The 20,809-nt window shown below is 59.7% G+C and carries 15 protein-coding genes; 9 read left to right on the top strand and 6 right to left on the bottom strand.

Annotation, left to right across the window (positions count from 1 at the left end):
* Nucleotides 1-57: 57 nt before the first annotated feature.
* The gene (locus AC3ITY_RS05250; protein ID WP_489307991.1) at nt 58-699 is read right to left on the bottom strand and encodes a Pr6Pr family membrane protein; all 642 of its coding nucleotides are present in this window, start codon (nt 697-699) and stop codon (nt 58-60) included.
* A 2-nt stretch (nt 700-701) separates the two neighbouring features.
* Complete coding sequence (locus AC3ITY_RS05245; protein WP_007985772.1) at nt 702-932, bottom strand: VF530 family protein; 231 nt, start codon at nt 930-932, stop codon at nt 702-704.
* 306 nt (nt 933-1,238) lie between these two features.
* On the opposite strand from AC3ITY_RS05245, the gene AC3ITY_RS05240 reads away from it, so the two are divergent.
* The 8 genes from AC3ITY_RS05240 to cmoB all read left to right on the top strand — a co-directional run bounded on the left by AC3ITY_RS05240 (nt 1,239) and on the right by cmoB (nt 12,211).
* Nucleotides 1,239-2,621, top strand: coding sequence for a carbohydrate porin (locus AC3ITY_RS05240; RefSeq protein ID WP_489307989.1), 1,383 nt, complete (start codon nt 1,239-1,241; stop codon nt 2,619-2,621).
* 239 nt (nt 2,622-2,860) lie between these two features.
* Nucleotides 2,861-5,272: a glucose/quinate/shikimate family membrane-bound PQQ-dependent dehydrogenase gene (locus AC3ITY_RS05235; RefSeq protein ID WP_489307987.1), complete on the top strand. Its 2,412-nt coding sequence runs from the start codon at nt 2,861-2,863 to the stop codon at nt 5,270-5,272.
* A 304-nt stretch (nt 5,273-5,576) separates the two neighbouring features.
* Complete coding sequence (lon, locus tag AC3ITY_RS05230; RefSeq protein ID WP_489307985.1) at nt 5,577-7,994, top strand: endopeptidase La; 2,418 nt, start codon at nt 5,577-5,579, stop codon at nt 7,992-7,994.
* Nucleotides 7,995-8,172: 178 nt separating this feature from the next.
* Entirely contained in the window at nt 8,173-9,192 is a 1,020-nt protein-coding gene (locus AC3ITY_RS05225; RefSeq protein ID WP_489307983.1) for a hypothetical protein, read from the top strand.
* A 140-nt stretch (nt 9,193-9,332) separates the two neighbouring features.
* A complete protein-coding gene (locus tag AC3ITY_RS05220; RefSeq protein ID WP_489307982.1) occupies nt 9,333-9,725 on the top strand; it encodes a protease inhibitor I42 family protein in 393 nt (130 codons plus the stop codon).
* Nucleotides 9,726-9,727: 2 nt separating this feature from the next.
* Entirely contained in the window at nt 9,728-10,363 is a 636-nt protein-coding gene (locus tag AC3ITY_RS05215; protein ID WP_489307980.1) for a lysoplasmalogenase, read from the top strand.
* A gap of 115 nt (nt 10,364-10,478) precedes the next feature.
* Entirely contained in the window at nt 10,479-11,258 is a 780-nt protein-coding gene (gene cmoA / locus AC3ITY_RS05210) for a carboxy-S-adenosyl-L-methionine synthase CmoA (RefSeq protein WP_223458669.1), read from the top strand.
* Nucleotides 11,255-12,211, top strand: a complete 957-nt coding sequence (cmoB, locus tag AC3ITY_RS05205) for a tRNA 5-methoxyuridine(34)/uridine 5-oxyacetic acid(34) synthase CmoB (protein ID WP_489307979.1) — start codon at nt 11,255-11,257, stop codon at nt 12,209-12,211. The genes cmoA and cmoB overlap by 4 nt, the downstream gene beginning before the upstream one ends.
* Nucleotides 12,212-12,330: 119 nt before the next feature.
* On the opposite strand, the gene tadA is transcribed toward cmoB, so the two are convergent.
* Both tadA and AC3ITY_RS05195 read right to left on the bottom strand, forming a co-directional pair.
* The gene (gene tadA, locus AC3ITY_RS05200) at nt 12,331-12,828 is read right to left on the bottom strand and encodes a tRNA adenosine(34) deaminase TadA (RefSeq protein ID WP_489307977.1); all 498 of its coding nucleotides are present in this window, start codon (nt 12,826-12,828) and stop codon (nt 12,331-12,333) included.
* A complete protein-coding gene (locus tag AC3ITY_RS05195; protein ID WP_489307975.1) occupies nt 12,828-14,204 on the bottom strand; it encodes a multicopper oxidase family protein in 1,377 nt (458 codons plus the stop codon). Before AC3ITY_RS05195 ends, tadA begins: the two co-directional genes overlap by 1 nt.
* Before the next feature lie 256 nt (nt 14,205-14,460).
* Here AC3ITY_RS05195 and AC3ITY_RS05190 point away from each other — a divergent pair, with 256 nt between their 5' ends.
* Entirely contained in the window at nt 14,461-17,418 is a 2,958-nt protein-coding gene (locus tag AC3ITY_RS05190; protein WP_489307973.1) for a dermonecrotic toxin domain-containing protein, read from the top strand.
* Nucleotides 17,419-17,502: 84 nt separating this feature from the next.
* Here the strand turns inward: AC3ITY_RS05190 and guaA are convergent, their stop codons facing one another.
* Nucleotides 17,503-19,080 carry a glutamine-hydrolyzing GMP synthase gene (guaA, locus tag AC3ITY_RS05185; protein WP_008053207.1) on the bottom strand — a complete coding sequence of 526 codons (1,578 nt, stop codon included), beginning with the start codon at nt 19,078-19,080 and terminating at the stop codon, nt 17,503-17,505.
* A gap of 99 nt (nt 19,081-19,179) precedes the next feature.
* Nucleotides 19,180-20,649, bottom strand: coding sequence for an IMP dehydrogenase (gene guaB / locus AC3ITY_RS05180; protein ID WP_489307972.1), 1,470 nt, complete (start codon nt 20,647-20,649; stop codon nt 19,180-19,182).
* Between the last annotated feature and the right edge of the window lie 160 nt (nt 20,650-20,809).

Raw genomic sequence — 20,809 nt, 5'->3', positions numbered from 1 at the left:
CGCAACGGGGGCAAGCCCCCTCGCCACATAAAGCATTCCATACCGCCATATCCGCATTCACCTTCGAGCCCGCCACCGATCCAGCCCGATCACCAGCAACGCAATCACCACAAACCCAGCCAATAACCCGCCGGCATTGATGAACACCTGTGGATAACCCAGTTTGTCCACATCCACGAAGGGATACGGGTAAACCGCCAGCAGATGCCCGCGCAACAGCGCATAGGCGAAATACAGCAGTGGATAAATCACCCACAGCGCGATATGCCACACACGCAATGTGCCCTTGGGCACACAACGCCACCAATACCCCAGAAACAGCAACGGCATGATGTCGTGCAACAGCTCATCGGCCAGCCATTGCCAGCCCTCGGGATGCCACAAGTGGCGCAGCAGCAAGTTGTAGGCGAGGCTCACCACGGCGATGCTCACGGCAATCGCACTGCTGACCCAAGGCTGCAGGAACCAGCGGCGCGCGGCGGACTCGCGGGATGTCCATTCACAGGTCAGCACGGTCGCCACCAGGGTGTTGCTCAGCACGGTGAAATAGCTGAAAAAACTCATCAGCCCGCCGATCAGGCTGGCGCCCAGCGTCCAGCGTGAATGGAGAATCAGGTACATCTGGATACTCAATCCCGCCCAGCCGAGCATGGCAGCCACGGCCACAAGACGACGGCGTAACGCAGACGGGTTGGCCATGTTCAAAGCGGTCGTTTGGTGCGCATCAACTTCACATACAGGCGTTCGACCTTCTCCCGTGCCCACGGGGTTTTACGCAGGAACGTCAGGCTCGACTTGATGCTCGGGTCGCTCTTGAAGCAGCGGATATCGATACGCTCGGCCAGCCCCGACCACTCGTAGTGTTCAACCAGCGCGTTGAGGATCTGTTCCAGCGTCACGCCATGCAACGGATCGGTGTTGTGTTCGGTCATGCCGGGCCTTCGAGCAGAGTGGGAATTGGAAGCCGCGCACCTTACGTTAAATGTAGGTGAAACGGAAAAGATCGTCCGAACACGTCCCGAGCCTGTGCAGGAACACGTGCTGATGGAGTCACTCAAGACTGCGATCTTTTGTCACTGTTACAAAATCCGAAACGATGCATGTCAGCAAAAGCACTTTCTCTATTTGTAACAGAACATTATCCTTGCGCCCCGCTGCCTGCTGAAACGCTTCCGCTTTCACTTCACGCCTGCTGCTTTCCGTTTATCCCCCAGAAAAAGATCAAGAACTTCGTCTCTATGCCCGACTTTAAATCCTTGCGAGACAGCGCTGTCTTTGCAACTGCTGCCCAGCGAAACATCCTGCCCCTGATCGGTGGTCTCACCGCGCTGGGCCTTGCCTCCTGCGTTCAGGCGGCGCCTGCCTTCGATAGCGATTCACCGTGGATGCTCGGCGACTGGAACGGCACTCGCACAGAACTCGCGGAAAAAGGCTACGACTTCAAAGTCGATTACACCGGTGAAATGGGCAGCAATCTGCACGGCGGCTACGACCACGACCGCACGGCCCGCTACAGCGACCAGTTCGGCCTGGGCACCCACCTGGACTTGCAGAAAATCCTCGGCTGGGACGACGCCGAGTTCCAGTTGACCATCACCGAACGCAACGGCAACAACATCAGCAATGACCGCATCAACGACCCGCGTGTCGGCGGCTTCACTTCGGCCCAGGAAGTCTGGGGCCGCGGCCAGACCTGGCGTCTGACGCAGATGTGGTATCAGCAGAAATTCTTCGATGAAAAACTCGACATCAAGGTCGGCCGCTTCGGCGAAGGCGAAGATTTCAACAGTTTCCCCTGCGACTTCCAGAACCTGGCGTTCTGCGGCTCCCAGGTCGGCAACTGGGCAGGCGACATCTGGTACAACTGGCCGGTCAGCCAGTGGGCGATGCGGGTCAAATATCACCTGACGCCAGAGTTTTATGCACAGGTCGGCGCGTACGAGCAGAACCCGTCGAACCTTGACCGCGACAACGGCTTCAAGCTCAGCGGTAGCGGCACCCAGGGTGCGGTCCTGCCGGTGGAGCTGGTGTGGACGCCGAAACTCAATGGCCTGCCGGGTGAATATCGCGCCGGTTACTACTACAGCAGCGCCAACGCCACCGACGTCTACAAGGACAGCAATGGCCAACCTGCCGCCCTGACTGGCGAAGCCTACCGCAGCGCCTCGAGCAAACACGGCGTGTGGCTGGGCCTTCAGCAGCAAGTCACCAGTGTCGCCAGCGACCACTCCCGGGGCCTGAGCCTGTTCGCCAACGGCACGATGCACGACAAGAAGACCAACGCCATCGACAACTACGTCCAGGCCGGCCTCGTCTACAAAGGCCTGCTCGACGCGCGCGCCCGGGACGACATCGGTTTCGCCATGGCCCGCGTCCACGTTAACCCGGCCTTTCGCAAGAATGCCGAGGCGACCAACCAGGCCAACGCCGTCTTCGACTTCGACAATCCGTCCTTCCTGCCGCCCCAGGACACCGAATACAGCGCCGAACTCTATTACGGCGTGCACGTGACCAACTGGCTGACCGTGCGCCCGAACCTGCAATACATCCGCCATCCCGGTGGCGTGAACGAGGTCGATGACGCGCTGATCGGCGGGATCAAGGTCCAGTCGTCGTTCTAAACAACACCACAAAACCTTTGTAGGAGCGAGCTTGCTCCGGGCGGCGTTCCGACGATGGTCGTGAACGATGACACCGCGAATCTGACACCCCGCGGTGTTTTCAAGTTTTTCGCGAGCAAGCTCGCTCCTACAAAGGAATGCGTCAACCAAACCAGTTTTATCTGAACCATGCCAGCGCCGGATCGTCATCTACAGTGAACTGGCGCGGGACTACTTGAAACGTCACGGAGAATCACACTATGAGCACTGATAGTGCCTTGGGTCGAAGCCGTCTATGGCCGACCCTGCTCGGCATACTGCTTCTACTAATGGGCCTGGCCATGCTGGCCGGGGGGATCAAGCTGAGCATGCTCGGCGGCTCGCTGTATTACCTGCTGGCCGGTATCGGCATCGCGCTGAGCGGCGTGTTGCTGATCGCCGCCCGCCGTGCGGCGCTGGGCCTGTACGCACTGGTGCTGTTCGCCAGTACCGTTTGGGCACTGTGGGAAGTCGGCCTCGACTGGTGGCAACTGGTGCCGCGTCTGGCACTGTGGTTCGCCCTCGGTGTGGTGATGCTGCTGCCGTGGTTCCGTCGTCCATTGCTGATCAACGGCCCTGCCCCCATGGGCACTGGCGCCTTGAGCGTGGCCGTGGTCCTGGCCGGCGCCACCGCCGTAGCCAGCCAGTTCACTCACCCGGGCGAGACCTTAGGCGAGTTGGGTCGTGACTCGGCTGAAATGACCAGCACTGCGCCACAAATGCCTGACGGAGACTGGCAGGCCTATGGCCGCAGCGAGTTCGGTGACCGCTACTCGCCGCTCAAGCAGATCACCCCGGCCAACGCCGGCAAGCTGCAAGAAGCCTGGCGTATCCAGACCGGCGACCTGCCGACCGCCGATGACCCTGTGGAACTGACCAACGAAAACACCCCGCTCAAGGCCAACGGCATGCTCTATGCCTGCACCGCCCATAGCAAGGTGCTGGCGCTGGACCCGGACACCGGCAAGGAGCTGTGGCGTTTCGACCCGCAGATCAAGAGCCCGGTGGGCTTCAAGGGCTTCGCCCACATGACCTGCCGTGGCGTGTCGTACTACGACGAAGCGGCCTATGCCAAGTCTGAAAACGCTGCTTCCGCAGTGATTTCCGAGGTCGGCAAAGCCGTCGCCCAGGCCTGCCCGCGTCGCCTGTACTTGCCAACCGCCGATGCACGCCTGATCGCACTCAACGCCGACACCGGCAAGGTCTGCGAAGGTTTCGGTAAAAACGGTGTGGTTGACCTGACTCAAGGCATCGGACCGTTCACCCCCGGTGGCTACTACTCCACCTCGCCGGCAGCGATCACCCGTGACCTGGTGATCATGGGCGGACACGTCACCGACAACGAGTCGACCAACGAGCCATCCGGCGTGATCCGTGCCTTTGACGTACACGACGGTCATCTGGTGTGGAACTGGGACAGCAACAATCCCGACGCGACCGAACCTTTGCCAGAGGGCGAACACTACAGCCGCAACTCGGCCAACATGTGGTCGCTGGCCAGCGTCGACGAAAAACTCGGCATGGTCTACCTGCCGCTGGGCAACCAGACCCCTGACCAGTGGGGCGCAGACCGCACCCCGGGCGCCGAGAAGTTCAGTGCCGGCCTGGTCGCGCTGGACCTGGCCACCGGCAAGGTGCGCTGGAACTACCAGTTCACTCACCACGACCTGTGGGACATGGACGTCGGTAGTCAGCCAACCCTGTTGGACATGAAAACCGCCGACGGCATCAAGCCGGCTGTGATCCAACCGACCAAGCAAGGCAGCCTGTACGTCCTCGACCGTCGTGACGGCACGCCGATCATCCCGATCAAGGAAATCCCGGTTCCGCAAGGCGCCGTGAAAGGTGACCACACCGCGCCGACCCAAGCCCGTTCGGACCTGAACCTGCTGGCCCCGGAACTGACCGAAAAAGCCATGTGGGGCGCCAGCCCGTTTGACCAGATGCTGTGCCGCATCCAGTTCAAGGAGCTGCGTTACGAAGGTCAGTACACCCCGCCGTCGGAACAGGGCAGCCTGATCTATCCAGGTAACGTCGGCGTCTTCAACTGGGGCGGCGTTTCCGTCGACCCGGTTCGCCAGATGCTGTTCACCAGCCCGAACTACATGGCCTTCGTCTCGAAAATGGTGCCTCGCGCCGAAGTCGCGGCCGGCAGCAAGCGCGAGAGCGAAACCGCGGGCGTGCAACCGAACACAGGCGCACCGTACGCGGTGATCATGCACCCGTTCATGTCGCCGTTCGGCGTACCGTGCCAGGCTCCGGCCTGGGGCTACGTGGCCGGCATCGACCTGACCACAAGCAAAGTCGTGTGGAAACGCAAGAACGGCACCAGCCGCGACAGCTCGCCATTGCCTATCGGCCTGACACTCGGCGTGCCAAGCATGGGCGGCTCGATGGTCACCGCCGGCGGCGTCGGCTTCCTCAGCGGCACACTGGATCAATACCTGCGCGCCTATGACGTCAACACCGGCAACGAGCTTTGGAAATCGCGCCTGCCGGCTGGCGGTCAGGCTACGCCGATGACCTACACCGGCAAGGACGGCAAGCAGTACGTGCTGTTGGTCGTCGGTGGCCACGGCTCACTGGGCACCAAAATGGGTGACTATGTGATTGCGTACAAACTGTCTGAGTAAGTTTTAGCGGCAGTCAAAACAAAGGCGACGTCCGTGAGGACGTCGCCTTTTTTTGTGCCACACCGCCCCCCCTGCGGGAGCGGGCTTGCTCGCGAATGCAGTGTGTCAGTCGAAGCAAATGTTGTCTGGCACACCGCTTTCGCGAGCAAGCCCGCTCCCACATTTTGACCGCACACAGCCATGGTTCAGCTAACCTGTCTGTCTGCTGAACACACCTGCGAAACACCGCTTCGCAGAAAATGACCGTTGAAACCACCGCCAACCTGCCCCATCTAAGACCCATACCCATTGCGCAGGTGCCCTCATGAGCGACCAGCAGGAATTCCCCGAAGACCCGAGCGAATACGCCGATCCGGAAAACGCCCCGCAGCACAAACCCGGCAAAGGCCTGGCCCTGCCTGGCCAGAACCTGCCGGACAAGGTCTACATCATCCCGATTCACAACCGACCGTTCTTCCCGGCCCAGGTGCTGCCGGTCATCGTCAACGAAGAGCCGTGGGCCGAGACCCTGGACCTGGTGGCCAAGTCCGAACACCATTCCCTGGCCCTGTTCTACATGGACAGCCCCCAGGAGGACCCGCGCCACTTCGACACCTCGGCCCTGCCGCTCTACGGCACCCTGGTCAAGGTGCACCACGCCAGCCGCGAAAACGGCAAACTGCAATTCGTCGCCCAGGGCCTGACCCGCGTACGCCTCAAGACCTGGCTCAAGCATCACCGCCCGCCGTACCTGGTGGAAGTCGAATATCCGCATCAGCCCACCGAGCCGACCGACGAGGTCAAGGCCTACGGCATGGCGCTGATCAATGCGATCAAGGAGCTTCTGCCGCTCAACCCGCTGTACAGCGAAGAGCTGAAGAACTACCTCAACCGCTTCAGCCCCAACGATCCGTCGCCGCTGACCGATTTCGCCGCCGCGCTCACATCGGCGACAGGCAGTGAGCTGCAGGAAATCCTCGACTGCGTGCCGATGCTCAAGCGCATGGAAAAAGTCCTGCCGATGCTGCGTAAGGAAGTCGAAGTCGCGCGCCTGCAAAAAGAGATTTCCGCCGAAGTTAACCGCAAGATCGGTGAACATCAGCGCGAGTTCTTCCTCAAGGAACAACTCAAGGTCATCCAGCAGGAACTCGGCCTGACCAAGGACGATCGCAGCTCCGACCTCGAACAGTTCGAACAACGGCTAGTGGGCAAAGTCCTGCCGGCGCAGGTGCAGAAACGCCTCGAAGAGGAAATGAACAAGCTGTCGATCCTCGAGACCGGCTCGCCGGAATATGCGGTGACCCGCAATTACATCGACTGGGCGACCTCGGTGCCGTGGGGCGTGTACGGCGAGGACAAACTCGACCTCAAGCACGCGCGCAAGGTGCTGGACAAACACCACGCCGGCCTCGACGACATCAAGGACCGCATCCTCGAATTTCTCGCCGTTGGTGCCTATAAGGGCGAGATCAGCGGTTCCATCGTATTGCTGGTGGGGCCGCCGGGCGTGGGCAAGACCAGCGTCGGCAAATCCATCGCCGAATCCCTGGGCCGGCCGTTCTACCGCTTCAGCCTCGGCGGCATGCGCGACGAAGCCGAGATCAAGGGCCATCGCCGCACCTACATCGGCGCGCAGCCGGGCAAACTGGTGCAGGCGTTGAAAGACGTCGAAGTGATGAACCCGGTGATCATGCTCGACGAGATCGACAAGATGGGCCAGAGCTACCAGGGCGACCCGGCTTCGGCATTGCTGGAAACCCTGGATCCGGAGCAGAACGTCGAGTTCCTCGACCACTATCTGGACCTGCGGCTGGACCTGTCGAAAGTGCTGTTCGTGTGCACCGCCAACACCCTCGATTCGATCCCCGGCCCATTGCTGGACCGGATGGAAGTGATTCGCCTGTCGGGCTACATCACCGAGGAAAAGGTCGCCATCGCCAAGCGTCACCTGTGGCCCAAGCAGCTTGAGAAAGCCGGCGTGTCCAAGGGCAGCCTGAGCATCAGCGACAGCGCGCTCAAGGCGCTGATCGACGGTTATGCCCGTGAAGCCGGCGTGCGCCAGCTGGAAAAAAACCTCGGCAAACTGGTGCGCAAAGCAGTGATGAAACTGCTCGACGAGCCGAAGGCGGTAATCAAGCTCGGCCCGAAAGACCTCGAAACATCCCTCGGCAAACCGGTGTTCCGCAACGAGCAGGTGCTGTCGGGTGTCGGTGTAATCACTGGCCTTGCCTGGACCAGCATGGGCGGCGCGACCCTGCCGATCGAAGCTACGCGCATCCACACCCTCAACCGTGGGTTCAAGCTCACCGGGCAGCTGGGTGACGTGATGAAAGAGTCCGCGGAAATCGCCTACAGCTACGTCAGCTCGCACCTGAAGTCCTATGGCGGCGATCCGAAGTTCTTCGACGAAGCCTTCGTCCACTTGCACGTACCGGAAGGCGCCACCCCGAAAGACGGCCCGAGCGCCGGCGTGACCATGGCCAGCGCCCTGCTTTCGCTGGCGCGCAACCAGCCACCGAAAAAAGGCGTGGCCATGACCGGCGAACTGACGTTGACCGGGCATGTACTGCCGATTGGCGGAGTGCGGGAAAAAGTGATTGCGGCGCGGCGGCAGAAGATTTTCGAGCTGATATTGCCGGAAGCGAACCAAGGGAATTTCGAGGAGCTGCCGGAGTATCTGAAGGAAGGTATTACCGTGCACTTCGCCAAGCGGTTTTCGGATGTGGCGAAGGTGTTGTTTTAACTCAAAACTATCAATCGCTGCGGGCGTGCGTCCGCAGCGCTTTTTATACCGATTTATCTTTAAAGTCGAAACTAGCAGCACATAACGCTCTAAAGAACTGTCAACTCAAACAGTACCTTCCCTCATTCGCCCGGGCAATACTTCATGCTCTATTGGCTTTTTACCAGTGAGCATTTTAATGAAAAACCAGAATGCAACTAACGCCGGTGTACTGCAAAACCTCTCCGGTAAACTCGAAGCTACATTTACCAGCGATACCGTTTCAGGCGAAGCGCGGTATCCCTACCACTCTCAAACAATACAAAACTCAATGACCAACGTACCTGGATACCTGGACTTTGAAAGCCGCTCCGGTACACCCACCATACATCAATCTATAACCGGCGATAACCGAGGCATCAGAATTACGCTTAAATCAGACATCGTATCCGGCACCTATGTGTTCCCCCAAGATACGTCTATAATAAACGTGACCTATGCTGAACTGCAAAAGAGTGGTACCAGCTTTTACTTTACACCCCACAAAGCAACCAAGGCGGAGCTTGAGCTAAATGTCACAGAGGACGGACGCCGCTATTCAGGCGTACTTAAATTTGAAGTCCTGATTAACGGAGAGACCCTCAAAATAACCTCCAGCTTCGACATTGTGTTGCACTTCAATAACAGTTCCACAGGACAACTCGACACATCGACCACTTCCACCCCGAAGGCCAACGCATCAGCTGAAACGCTGCAAAACATAACGGGAGAGTTTAACGCGACGTTTCCTATTTCCGCGAACCCTGGCGAAACGTCTTTTGCAAGAGCCCCCTATCATTCTTCAAACCTGTTCTACGACACGACTTTCCTCATAGAAGACATTAACTTTTATAGCCACAGCGGAACCAACTCGCTCGATAATTACCGAACCAGCGACAGACGCGAATTCGAAATTCATTTGAAAAGAGGAATTACCTCTGGAACCTATCGCTATCCTGACCTGGATAGCCCGATCACGATGCTGCGGTACAATGAAATGCGCTATATAAATGATAGATATACAAGTTGGAGCCTTGAAATCCTCGAAGCAACGCTTGAGCTTGAAGTCATCGATGGACGTCGTTACGTCACGAAGAATTTATCTATAAAAGCCAAAACCACCACAGGTGCGATCTTGAATATCAACGCCGACTTTGACGTTTACCTGTCCTGGGATTAACTGACGCTGGATTTACATGGCTTAACCGCCACCAATGCGCTTAAGCCGTTACAAGCAAGCATGATTGCAACCCCACGACACACTTTGTCTCATCTCGGTTATGCTCGCCGTTCGTCGTGAACGCCGGAGCCCTTGAGCCTATGTCCCCCATTCGCCTGTTTGTCCCCCTCACCCTCGCCCTGCTAGCCGGATGTGCCACGCAACCTGCGCACAACGTGACCGTGGAAAAACAAAGCGAATGTCCGGTGAAACTCACCAACGGGCAAAACCTGATCCTGACCCTGCCGAGCAATCCGACCACGGGCTATCGCTGGGCGATTCAGGATTCGGCCGGTGGCGTGTTACACACCCTGGGGCCGGAGGTTTATCGAAATCCGGAAGATGCAGGTATCGTCGGCGCGGCCGGGGTCTCGACCTGGCGCTTTCAGGCTTTTGCGCCCGGCACCGGGCGTTTGCGCCTGACCTCGCAACAGCCGTGGGCGCCGGAAGTGTTGCCGGTGGACTCGTTCGACTGCGCGATCTCGGTTAACTGACCGTGGGCTGGCTGATTCTGGCGCTGATGGGCGCGGTGACCTTTCTTTATGGCCTGAGCGTGCATGCGTCTCTGCTGTGCCTGCTGGTCAAGCCGCTGCCGGTGCTGGCCCTGCTCGGCTGGCTGCATGACGCACCGCCCGGTGAATATCGGCGCTGGATCAGCCTGGGGTTGATTTTTTCCCTGCTCGGCGATGTGTTGCTGGCATGGCCGGGGGATTTGTTCGTGTTTGGGCTGGGTGCGTTTCTGGTCGCGCATCTGGCCTATCTGAAAGCGTACTTGAGCGACTGTCGGCGTCTGGCGTTGTTGCCGCTGATTGTCTCCCTCGGTGTTGGTGCCGTACTGCTGGGCATCCTGATCAGTCATGGACTGGGGCCATTGCTGGTTCCGGTGATCGTCTACGGTCTGGCCATCAGCGCCATGCTCTGGCGCGCGTTGGCCCGGCTCGGCACCGAGGTGCCCAAGCGTTCGGCGCTGTTGGCGGCAGCGGGGGCAGTGGCGTTCGTGTTCTCCGACAGCGTGATCGGCATCAGCCGGTTTGTGGTGCCGTTCGACGCGGCGTCTTATGTGATCATCCTCAGCTATTGGCTGGGGCAATGGGGTATCACTGCCTCGGCATTCCCCCAAAACAGGCGCTGAACCCTGTGGCGAGGGGGCTTGTCGGATCGCCACAAAAGCCCTGTCAGCATTCAAACTGCATCAGCCCCGCCGCTTTATCAGACAACCCGCGCATCCCCGCGCCAACTTGGCTAAAATGCCGGCCTTTTCCACCTACACCGCTGGAACCGCCGTGAGCAAAGAACCCGATCGCCTTTTCGCCCAGCCTTTGGCCCAGGTGCCTGACTTCGCCTTCAACGAGGACGTGGTGCGGGTGTTCCCGGACATGATCAAGCGCTCGGTGCCGGGTTATCCGACCATCGTGGAAAACCTCGGCGTGCTTGCCGCGCAGTTTGCCCAGCCCAACAGTGTGCTCTACGACCTCGGCTCGTCGCTGGGCGCCGTGACCCAGGCCCTGCGCCGGCACGTGCGCACCGACGGTTGCCGTGTCATCGCTGTGGATAACTCCGCGGCGATGGTCGAACGCTGCCGCGAGTACCTCAACGGGCAGGATTCGATGTTCCAGGAGTTGCTGCCGGTTGAAGTGATCGAGGGCGACATCCTCGCGCTGGAGTTCCAGCCGGCCTCGGTGGTAGCGCTGAACTTCACCCTGCAATTCATCGCCCCGGAGCAGCGCACGGCGTTGCTGTCGCGCATCCGTCAGTCGCTGTTGCCCGGCGGTGCCCTGATCCTCTCGGAAAAACTGCGCTTCGAAGACGAGCAGGAGCACGCACTGCTCACCGACCTGCACATCGCCTTCAAACGCGCTAACGGCTACAGCGAGCTGGAAATCGCCCAGAAGCGCAGCGCCATCGAAAACGTCATGAAGCCCGACAGCCTCGAAGAACACCGCGAACGCCTGCTGGCCGCCGGATTCTCGAAAGTCGTGCCGTGGTTCCAGTGTCTTAACTTTGCCTCGTTGATTGCCTTGCCATGATTGATCTGTCCCCCCTCGCCCGCCGTCTGGCCGGCACCCCGCTGGCCGACTGGGCCACCACCCTGCAAGCGCAACTCGACAAGAAAATGGAAAAGGGCCATGGCGACCTGGAACGCTGGCAAAGCGCGCTGGACGCCCTGCCGAAGATCCAGCCGAGCGAAGTCGATTTGCTCAATGGTTTGAAGCTGGATACCGATTGCGACGATGAAACCCGCGCGCAAATGCGTACTGCATTGATGGGCCTGTCGCCATGGCGCAAGGGGCCGTTCGACCTGTTCGGCGTGCATGTCGATACCGAATGGCGCTCAGACTGGAAATGGTCACGTGTATCGCCGCACCTGGATCTGAAAGGCAAGCGCATCCTCGATGTCGGCTGCGGCAACGGCTATTACATGTGGCGCATGCTCGGCGCCGGTGCCGACAGCGTGATCGGTGTCGACCCGAACTGGCTGTTCTTCTGCCAGTTCCAGGCGGTGCAACGATACCTGTCCGAGCCGAATGCCTGGCACCTGCCCTTCCCTTTCGAAGACCTGCCGCCGAACCTCGAAGGGTTCGACACGGTGTTTTCCATGGGGGTGTTCTACCACCGCCGTTCGCCCATCGAACATTTGCTGGCGCTGAAGGATTGCCTGGTCAAGGGCGGTGAGTTGGTGCTGGAAACCCTGGTGGTAGAAGGCGATAAACACCAGGTGCTGGTGCCGGAAGACCGTTACGCGCAGATGCGCAACGTGTGGTTCCTGCCGTCGGTGCCCGCGCTGGAGTTATGGCTGCGTCGCGCCGGGTTCACCGATGTGAAGTGCGTGGATGTGAGCACCACCACGGTCGAGGAACAGCGCGGAACGGAGTGGATGAAGTATCAGTCGCTCAGTGATTTCCTCGATCCCGAGGATCACAGCAAGACCGTTGAAGGGCTGCCGGCGCCAATGCGGGCGGTGATAGTGGCGAAGAAATAGTTGGACACCAGGTAACCCTGTAGGAGCGAGCCTGCTCGCGATAGCGAACTGACATTCAGCACTGATGTGACTGTCAGATCGAATCGCGAGCAGGCTCGCTCCTACATTGGTTTTTGCATCTACTCTGAAGGCTTCGCGCGGCGGGCCTTGAAGAACTCGCTGAGCACCGCCCCACACTCCTCCGCCAACACCCCGCCTTCATACAACACCCGGTGATTCAAAAAACCCTGGGTAAAGAACTGTCCCTGGCTCTGCACAATCCCCGCCTTCGGCTCCAGCGCGCCGTACACCACCCGCGCAATCCGCGAATGCACGATCAGGCCTGCGCACATGCTGCACGGCTCCAGCGTCACATACAGCGTGCTCCCCGGCAGACGATAGTTGCTCACCGCCTGGGCGGCGGCGCGGATGGCGACCATCTCGGCGTGAGCGCTCGGGTCGCTGCCAGTGATCGGGCAGTTGAAGCCGCGACCGATGATTTCCCCGTCCTGCACCAGCACCGCGCCCACAGGCACTTCGCCGAGGGCCGCGCCTTGGGCCGCCAGTGCCAGGGCCTCACGCATGAATTCGCGATCACGGCTGCGGTCGATGATGGCGGCGGGACGAATCTGACGCATCACGCCACCTCGATGGCGGCCATCAGGCCGGTTTCCATGTGATCGATCACATGGCAGTGGAACATCCATACACCCGGGTTATCCGCCACCAGCGCCACCTGTGCGCGCTCGTTCTTGCCCAACAGGTAGGTGTCGGTGAAATACGGAATGACCTTGTGCCGGTTCGAGGCGATGACCTTGAAACTCATGCCGTGCAGGTGAATCGGGTGCTGGTACTGAGTCATGTTCTTCAATTCGAAAATGTAGCTCTTGCCCTTCTCGAGCTTGGCAATCGGCCGCTCGGCGCAGGTCTTGTCGGTGATGTCCCAGGCCTTGCCGTTGATCTGCCACAGGCTCGGCGGCTTGCCGTTATCAACGTTGACCGATACCGAGCCGACCCATTCGAAATTGAAGTTGAGTTTCTCGGCATTGGCCAGGTCCGGCTCGGCGATCGGGTTGGCCGGCAGGGCCGGCGGCCACTCGGTTGGCGCATCGCTATTGACCACCGAACGGAACGTGCCCAGGCGCACCGGGCCGTTGCGCAGCGACAACTCCTCACCGGCCGGCGGGGCCTTGATCGCCAGGCAAATGCGCATGCCCGGACCGAGCCAGTACTCCTTGCCCAGTGGACGCGGTTCGATCGGATTGCCATCCAGCGCGTAGATCTGCGCTTCGACGCCGGGAATGTTCAGTCGATAGGTCAGGGTGTTATCGAGATTGAGCAGGCGTACACGGGTGATCTGCCCGGCCGGCAAGTCGATCACCGCTTGCGGCACGCCATTGATGGTCGCCAGGCGCCCCGCCGTACCGCCACGGGCCGCTTCACGGGGAATGCTGAACTCGACGAAGTTGCCGACGTCATCGACATGCCAGCTCTTGAGACTCAAGGTCTTCTCATACTTGAAACCGGTCGGCTCACGTTCGTCGATGATCAACGGGCCAACCAGGCCACGACCGAGCTCTTCACTGCTGTTCACATGCGGGTGATACCAGTAGCTGCCGGCATCCGGCACACGGAATTTGTAGTCGAAGTATTCACCCGGCAACACCGGCAATTGCGACACGTAAGGCACACCGTCCATTTCCAGCGGCAGGCGGATGCCATGCCAGTGAATGGTGGTGGCGACCGGCAGATGGTTGATGAAGCGCACCCGCAGCCATTCACCTTGGCGCGCCCGCAATTCGGTGCCCGGCGCCGACGGACCGAAGGCCCAGGCCTGGGTCTTGTGCCCGGCTACCAGTTCGACGTCCAACGGCGCCGCGATCAGCTCGTAGTCGTGGCCTGCCTCGGCGTCAGCCATCTTGCCCAGCCAGTAGCGCGACGCGCCCCCCGCACCGACACCAACGACAACAAGACCGGCCAGGCCACCGAGGATTTGGCGACGGGTAAACGACATGAACTCAACTACCTCACGTATCAGCGACAGGCCCGGGGCCCGCAAAAGGCGAATACGATACACCCGCAGTTGTGAAAGAAACAGCAAAGTGGGCGTGATGCCGGGCCGCAGCGGGTCGGCAATCTGTTCGGATCTACCTCTGACAACACAGGTCCATCAATACCTGACACCGCGCGCCGTTATTCCTACAGAACCGGCTGTAGTCCGCAGCGCATAGTGCCGACTTCAAACCCATCCATTTCTCAAGGAGAGAGAAATGAATTCTTCAGATACAGACTCACAATTCCTACTTCCCAACCCCGACGACGTGCAGGCCCTCAAAGACCTGGTGATTCCGTTCGTGGAAGCATGCCCCGACATGCACGACATGGCCCACATCGAAGCCCAGGGGATTCTGGACAAGTACGGCATCCAGCACATCGATCCGGACCGGGTCTGGTGGCACCGTTTCGACAACACCTCGGTGAGCAGCAACAAGGCCTTCCTGTTCTGGGAACACTACCCCAGGCCCATCGAGTCACTGACCTTGCCGCAACTGGTGATCCAGCGCTTTCAAGCCCACGACCAGGACAATGCCGACCTGCTGGACAGTGATGGCGGTTTCTACAGCGAAGGAGCGAATGCCCGGATCTACAACGAAACCAACGAAGTGAAGATGTACCCAAGCGTGGTCATCAAGGACCTGTGGCGCATCAATTTTCACGACCGCTACTGGGACAAGATGGGCGACTTCTGGCGCAATCATTCGGACAACTTCCGCACCCTGGCCAAGCTCAATTTCATTTCCAAGGCGCTGGAGGAACACGACGGCTCACGCCTGAGCAACGAAAACCTCAAGACCGTGCTCAAGGCTGTGGCCAGCCATCTCTCCTGGCCCATAACCCTCGATTTGCTCCGGGCCCATGAGCCACCTGCCGAAGGCCTGCGGGTCGCGCCGCTGTACATCGGCAACTACCGCGCCTGCGACATACTGCGCATCATCGACCGCCAGGGTCGGCAGATCCTTTATACCCCTGGCGAAACAGATGCCTTCCATGTGTTCGAAACCTCCCACGACCTGCACTGGTGGCTGCTGTGCCAGAACAACCACCCAGAGAACCGCGCCCGCTTCATGGCGCACTTTCCCCTGTCAGCGCAACAACAGGATGGCGACAACATCGGCCTGAATCATACGATCGACCTGCTGTATTCGACCTGGGGCAAGTACGACAGCAGCCTGTTCGATCAGGACGCCCCCGATATCGAGATTGATGCCTTCACCTGGATCCGTGACTCGGTAAGGGACCGTATGTTCGACGATGCCGATCTGTCCCTGCGCTCCAATGGCGACCTACGGGAGAAAATGTGGATCGGCTACCTGAGTACCTTCACCCGACTCTTTGGCGCCATGTCCACGGTGGGCTGGCCGGTTGCCCTGGCCGCGGTCGGTGCCGGGCTCGCCAACATCGGCCTGAACATCGACCAGGCCGTCAACGGCATGAATGCCAACGAACGCAAGGCCGGTGTGCTCGGTGCCATCTTCAGCAGCATCGATACCCTCTTCAATGCGCTGGCGCTCGGCGGCGCGGCCGAGATAGCGGAGGTCGGCGAAGCAAAGGATGAGTTCACCCCCCAGGAGAATCTCGCCGCCGAAAACGAACACCCCAATGGCACCCCGCCGAAAATCAACGTTGCCGCGCCTGATCGGGCCTATATCCTGGAAGGTGAAAACCCGCTGGCTCCGTTCGAGACCAATGAAGTAGTCGATGGGATGGAGGTCGTGGCTGACGAAGGCAAATACCGCAACATTTACCAAACACCCAGAGGCGAAAACTACGTCCGAATCGACAATTCCTACTACCTGGTGCGCTACGTCAACGAGTTGAAGACCTGGGTCATCATCGACCCCGCCAACCCGTTCTCTTTTTACCGCAACCTGCCCATTCGCTTGAACGACGAGGGTGAATGGATTTTCCTGACACGCCCAGGGCTGTACGGTGGCGGGAGGATTTTCGGCAAGCTGCCTTGGGGGCGCTCCCCATCGCGGCTGCCGGATATGGACAGCGCCCCCACCCCCTACGATGTGCCAGTTGAGTTACGCCAGGAGCTCAAGCCAGTGGCTTGGGGGCACGTGGGTGAAAGGATACTGGACGATCAATTCGTCAATATCGTGAACCCGGATGGCCCTATCGCTCAGTTCAAGGTATTTCGCAAAAGACTTCACAATGATGCAGAAGCTTTCTTTGCCAACCAGACTGTCCCTGCGCGCCCTTCCATTCCAGCCTTCAGCTCTGCCAGCTCACCAAAACTCATCGTCCGGAGACTCTACGAAGAGTCCCCTTGCCTGGTGATCGGCGAAAGTCACGCAAGTATCGGCAGCAAACAGTTCTTGATTGAAAACATGGAGCTACTCGGTAAACAGAAAGTCAAAACGCTGTACATGGAACACCTGCTCACCGACTTCCACCAGGCAGACCTGGACATTTTCAATCGAGGCGGCGAACTTTCGGAAGATCTCGAGAGCTACCTCAAAGATCTCGACGCCGGTCATCACACCGACCCTTCGGGTGAATTCACCTTTCTAAACGTGGTCAGGACCGCACAAAAAAATCATATCCGCATACAAGCCATAGACTGCACCGCCAGCTATCGGTCCAAGGGGATTCTTGGCGCCTCCGATACCTTCCGGCAAAAGATGATGAACTACTTCGCCAAATGGGTGATCGACGCCGATCAGGCACTGAGAGGCCCTCATCGCTGGATTGCGCTGGTGGGGGAGTCCCACGCCAACAACTGGCACGAAGTCGCGGGGCTCAGTGAGCTGGAGGGTGGCATTGGTTTGCGCATCGAAAGTGCAGAACCCGGCCAGTCCGGCGGCATCGGACCCGATCCAGGAAGAACCGCCGCCGACCCCGCTGACCTGACGATGGATGTCGTCAAGAATGACTTGCGCCTGCAGATCGCCCTGCCCCCCAAAAGGGCCAGAAGGATACTGCTGGAAGCAGCTCTGAGTGAGCCTGGAATGGTCACTATTGATAAATTTGGTTCCAGCTACGTACTGGTTCACCGCAGTCGCGACCTATCGCTCGTGGTCACACCCATTGAGCACGATGCTCGTGGCCTTTACATCAACCGCCCGCAGTGGGGCAGCATCAGTAACAAGCGCTTTGCAAATCTGGCCGAGCTTGGCGAAGCACTTGATCGCCTCGGCCTGAACCGCGTACACGTTTCTTGAAACGAAAAAAAAGCCCCGGGTCTCTCGACCCGGGGCTTCGCTTGGCATTATCGATTTGAACCTGGTTTCACAGGTTCAATTCGATCATTCCCACTCAATGGTCGCCGGCGGCTTGCTCGACACGTCGTAGGTGACGCGGGAGATGCCTTCGATTTCATTGATGATGCGGCCGCTGACGGTTTCCAGCAGTTCGTAAGGCAGGTGTGCCCAACGCGCGGTCATGAAGTCGATGGTTTCCACGGCACGCAGGGCCACGACCCAGGCGTAACGACGGCCATCGCCAACAACGCCTACCGATTTCACCGGCTGGAACACCACGAATGCCTGGCTGACCTTGTGGTACCAGTCGGCCTTGCGCAGCTCTTCGATGAAGATGTGGTCGGCGCGACGCAGCAGGTCGGCGTATTCCTTCTTCACTTCACCGAGGATCCGCACGCCCAGGCCCGGGCCCGGGAACGGGTGACGGTAGACCATGTCGTACGGCAGGCCCAGTTCCAGGCCCAGACGACGGACTTCGTCCTTGAACAGTTCGCGCAGGGGCTCAACCAGCTTGAGGTTCATTTCTTCCGGCAGGCCGCCCACGTTGTGGTGCGACTTGATCACGTGGGCCTTGCCGCTTTTCGCGCCAGCCGACTCGATCACGTCCGGGTAGATGGTGCCCTGGGCCAGGTACTTGATGTTGTCCAGCTTGCAGGATTCGGCGTCGAACACGTCGATGAAGGTACGGCCGATGATCTTGCGCTTCTTCTCCGGGTCGGCTTCGCCGGCCAGGTTGCCGAGGAACTGCTCTTCGGCGTTGGCGCGGATCACCTTGACACCCATGTTCTCGGCGAACATGGCCATCACTTGCTCGCCTTCGTGCAGGCGCAGCAGGCCGTTGTCGACGAATACGCAGGTCAGCTGATCGCCGATGGCCTTGTGCAGCAGCGCAGCAACCACGGACGAGTCCACACCGCCGGACAGGCCGAGCAGGACGTTGTCGGTGCCGACCTGGGCACGCACCTGGGCGATGGCGTCTTCAGCGATTTTCGACGGGGTCCACAGGGCTTCGCACTCGCAGATGTCGAGGATGAAACGCGACAGGATGCGACCGCCCTGTTTGGTGTGGGTCACTTCCGGGTGGAATTGCACGCCGTAGTAACGGCGCTCGTCGCTGAACATGCCGGCGATCGGGCAGCTCGGGGTGCTGGCCAGGATGTGGAAGTCTTCCGGCATGCGGGTGACCTTGTCACCGTGACTCATCCACACGTCGAGGCCGAACAGGCCATCGGCGTCGATGTGGTCTTCAATGCCGTCGAGCAGGCGGCTCTTGCCGACCACGTCTACGCGGGCATAACCGAACTCACGCAGCTCGGAACCTTCAACCTTGCCACCCAGTTGCTCGGCCATGGTCTGCATGCCGTAGCAGATACCGAAGACCGGCACGCCCAGATCGAAAACGGCTTGCGGGCAGCGCGGGCTGTTGGCTTCGTGAACCGACTCTGGGCCGCCGGCGAGGATGACGCCTTTAGGAGCGAATTCGCGGATCGCATCTTCGTCCATGTCGAACGGATGCAGCTCGCAGTACACGCCGATTTCACGCACGCGGCGGGCGATCAGCTGGGTGTACTGGGAACCGAAGTCGAGGATCAGGATGCGGTGAGCGTGAATATCGAGGGCCATGATTCAGTCTCGTCTAAGTCATTCAGAAACAGTCGTGATTCAGAAACAACTCGGGGCTGAATAAAACAGCCCCGGTTGCTTAGCTTGTTGCTTGAAGGCTCAACCTACGCGGTAGTTTGGCGCTTCCTTGGTGATCTGCACGTCGTGAACGTGGGATTCGGCCATGCCAGCGCCGGTGATCCGCACGAACTCAGGCTTGGTGCGCATCTCTTCGATGTCGGCGCTACCGGTGTAGCCCATCGAGGAACGCAGGCCGCCCATCAACTGGTGGATGATCGCGCTCAGGGTGCCCTTGTACGGAACACGCCCTTCGATACCTTCCGGAACCAGCTTCTCGGCGCCTGCCGAGGAGTCCTGGAAGTAACGGTCGGAGGAACCTTGAGCCTGGGACATGGCGCCCAGCGAACCCATGCCGCGGTAAGCCTTGTACGAACGGCCCTGGAACAGTTCGATCTCGCCCGGCGCTTCTTCGGTACCGGCGAACATCGAGCCCATCATCACGCAGGAAGCACCGGCTACGATGGCCTTGGACAGGTCACCGGAGAAACGGATGCCGCCATCGGCGATCAACGGTACGCCAGTACCTTCAAGGGCAGCGGCAACGTTGGCGATGGCACTGATTTGCGGCACGCCGACACCAGCGACGATACGGGTGGTGCAGATCGAGCCAGGGCCGATACCGACCTTGACCGCATCAGCGCCAGCTTCGGCCAGGGCCTTGGCGGCAGCGCCGGTGGCGATGTTGCCGCCGATGACCTGCACTTCAGGGAAATTCTGCTTGACCCAGCGAACGCGGTCGATCACGCCCTTGGAGTGACCGTGAGCGGTGTCGACCACCACCACGTCAACACCGGCAGCGACCAGCGCGGCAACGCGATCGCCGGTGTCTTTACCGGTACCCACAGCTGCGCCGACGCGCAGACGACCTTGATCGTCCTTGCTGGCCAGCGGGTAAGCCTTGGCTTTTTCGATGTCGTTGACGGTCATCATGCCCTTGAGGGCGAATTTGTCGTCGACGATCAGCACGCGTTCGATGCGGTGCTTGTGCAGCAGTTCACGCACATCATTCTTGTCGGCGCCTTCCTTGACCGTGACCAGACGCTCTTTAGGCGTCATCACTTCACGGACAGTGGCTTCCAGACGATTCTCGAAACGCACGTCACGGGAGGTGACAATGCCGACCAGGTCGCCATTGTGCAGCACCGGAACGCCGGAGATGTTGTGCATGCGGGTCAGTTCGAACAACTCGCGCACGGTGGCGTCGGCGACGATGGTGATCGGGTCCTTGACCACACCGGCTTCGTAACGCTTGACCTTGCGGACTTCGGCAGCTTGCTGCTCGACGGTCATGTTCTTGTGGATGATACCGATACCACCTTCCTGAGCCATGGCGATTGCCAGACGGGCTTCAGTGACGGTGTCCATGGCAGCGGAAACCAGTGGAATATTCAGCTCGATGCCACGGGTAAGGCGGGTCTTGAGACTGACTTCGTTAGGAAGCACCTCGGAATAACCGGGCACTAGGAGAATGTCGTCGAATGTCAGAGCTTCTTGGCTGATACGCAGCATCGCGGGGGCTCCCGAGCGGGAAAATGGAAGCGCGCCATTATAGTCAGACACCCCCTCGGGTTCAATGTAAAACTCTGTCTATTATCGACGTAGTGATCAACGGAGTAACTAACGCCAAAAAACTGTAGGAGCGAGCTTGCTCCGGGCGGCGTTCCGACGA

This window comes from Pseudomonas sp. GL_091 (assembly GCF_057837725.1).
This window is presented reverse-complemented; position numbering and strand designations above follow the sequence as displayed.

What these genes read in the sequence shown, in the direction of transcription:
- AC3ITY_RS05245 (WP_007985772.1), bottom strand. Translation starts at nt 932, where the DNA reads ATGACCGAACACAACACCGATCCGTTGCATGGCGTGACGCTGGAACAG.
- AC3ITY_RS05240 (WP_489307989.1), top strand. Translation starts at nt 1,239, where the DNA reads ATGCCCGACTTTAAATCCTTGCGAGACAGCGCTGTCTTTGCAACTGCT.
- cmoB (WP_489307979.1), top strand. Translation starts at nt 11,255, where the DNA reads ATGATTGATCTGTCCCCCCTCGCCCGCCGTCTGGCCGGCACCCCGCTG.
- guaB (WP_489307972.1), bottom strand. Translation starts at nt 20,649, where the DNA reads ATGCTGCGTATCAGCCAAGAAGCTCTGACATTCGACGACATTCTCCTA.
- AC3ITY_RS05195 (WP_489307975.1), bottom strand. Translation starts at nt 14,204, where the DNA reads ATGTCGTTTACCCGTCGCCAAATCCTCGGTGGCCTGGCCGGTCTTGTT.
- cmoA (WP_223458669.1), top strand. Translation starts at nt 10,479, where the DNA reads ATGCCGGCCTTTTCCACCTACACCGCTGGAACCGCCGTGAGCAAAGAA.
- tadA (WP_489307977.1), bottom strand. Translation starts at nt 12,828, where the DNA reads ATGCGTCAGATTCGTCCCGCCGCCATCATCGACCGCAGCCGTGATCGC.
- AC3ITY_RS05225 (WP_489307983.1), top strand. Translation starts at nt 8,173, where the DNA reads ATGAAAAACCAGAATGCAACTAACGCCGGTGTACTGCAAAACCTCTCC.
- AC3ITY_RS05250 (WP_489307991.1), bottom strand. Translation starts at nt 699, where the DNA reads ATGGCCAACCCGTCTGCGTTACGCCGTCGTCTTGTGGCCGTGGCTGCC.
- lon (WP_489307985.1), top strand. Translation starts at nt 5,577, where the DNA reads ATGAGCGACCAGCAGGAATTCCCCGAAGACCCGAGCGAATACGCCGAT.
- AC3ITY_RS05190 (WP_489307973.1), top strand. Translation starts at nt 14,461, where the DNA reads ATGAATTCTTCAGATACAGACTCACAATTCCTACTTCCCAACCCCGAC.
- AC3ITY_RS05235 (WP_489307987.1), top strand. Translation starts at nt 2,861, where the DNA reads ATGAGCACTGATAGTGCCTTGGGTCGAAGCCGTCTATGGCCGACCCTG.
- AC3ITY_RS05220 (WP_489307982.1), top strand. Translation starts at nt 9,333, where the DNA reads ATGTCCCCCATTCGCCTGTTTGTCCCCCTCACCCTCGCCCTGCTAGCC.
- guaA (WP_008053207.1), bottom strand. Translation starts at nt 19,080, where the DNA reads ATGGCCCTCGATATTCACGCTCACCGCATCCTGATCCTCGACTTCGGT.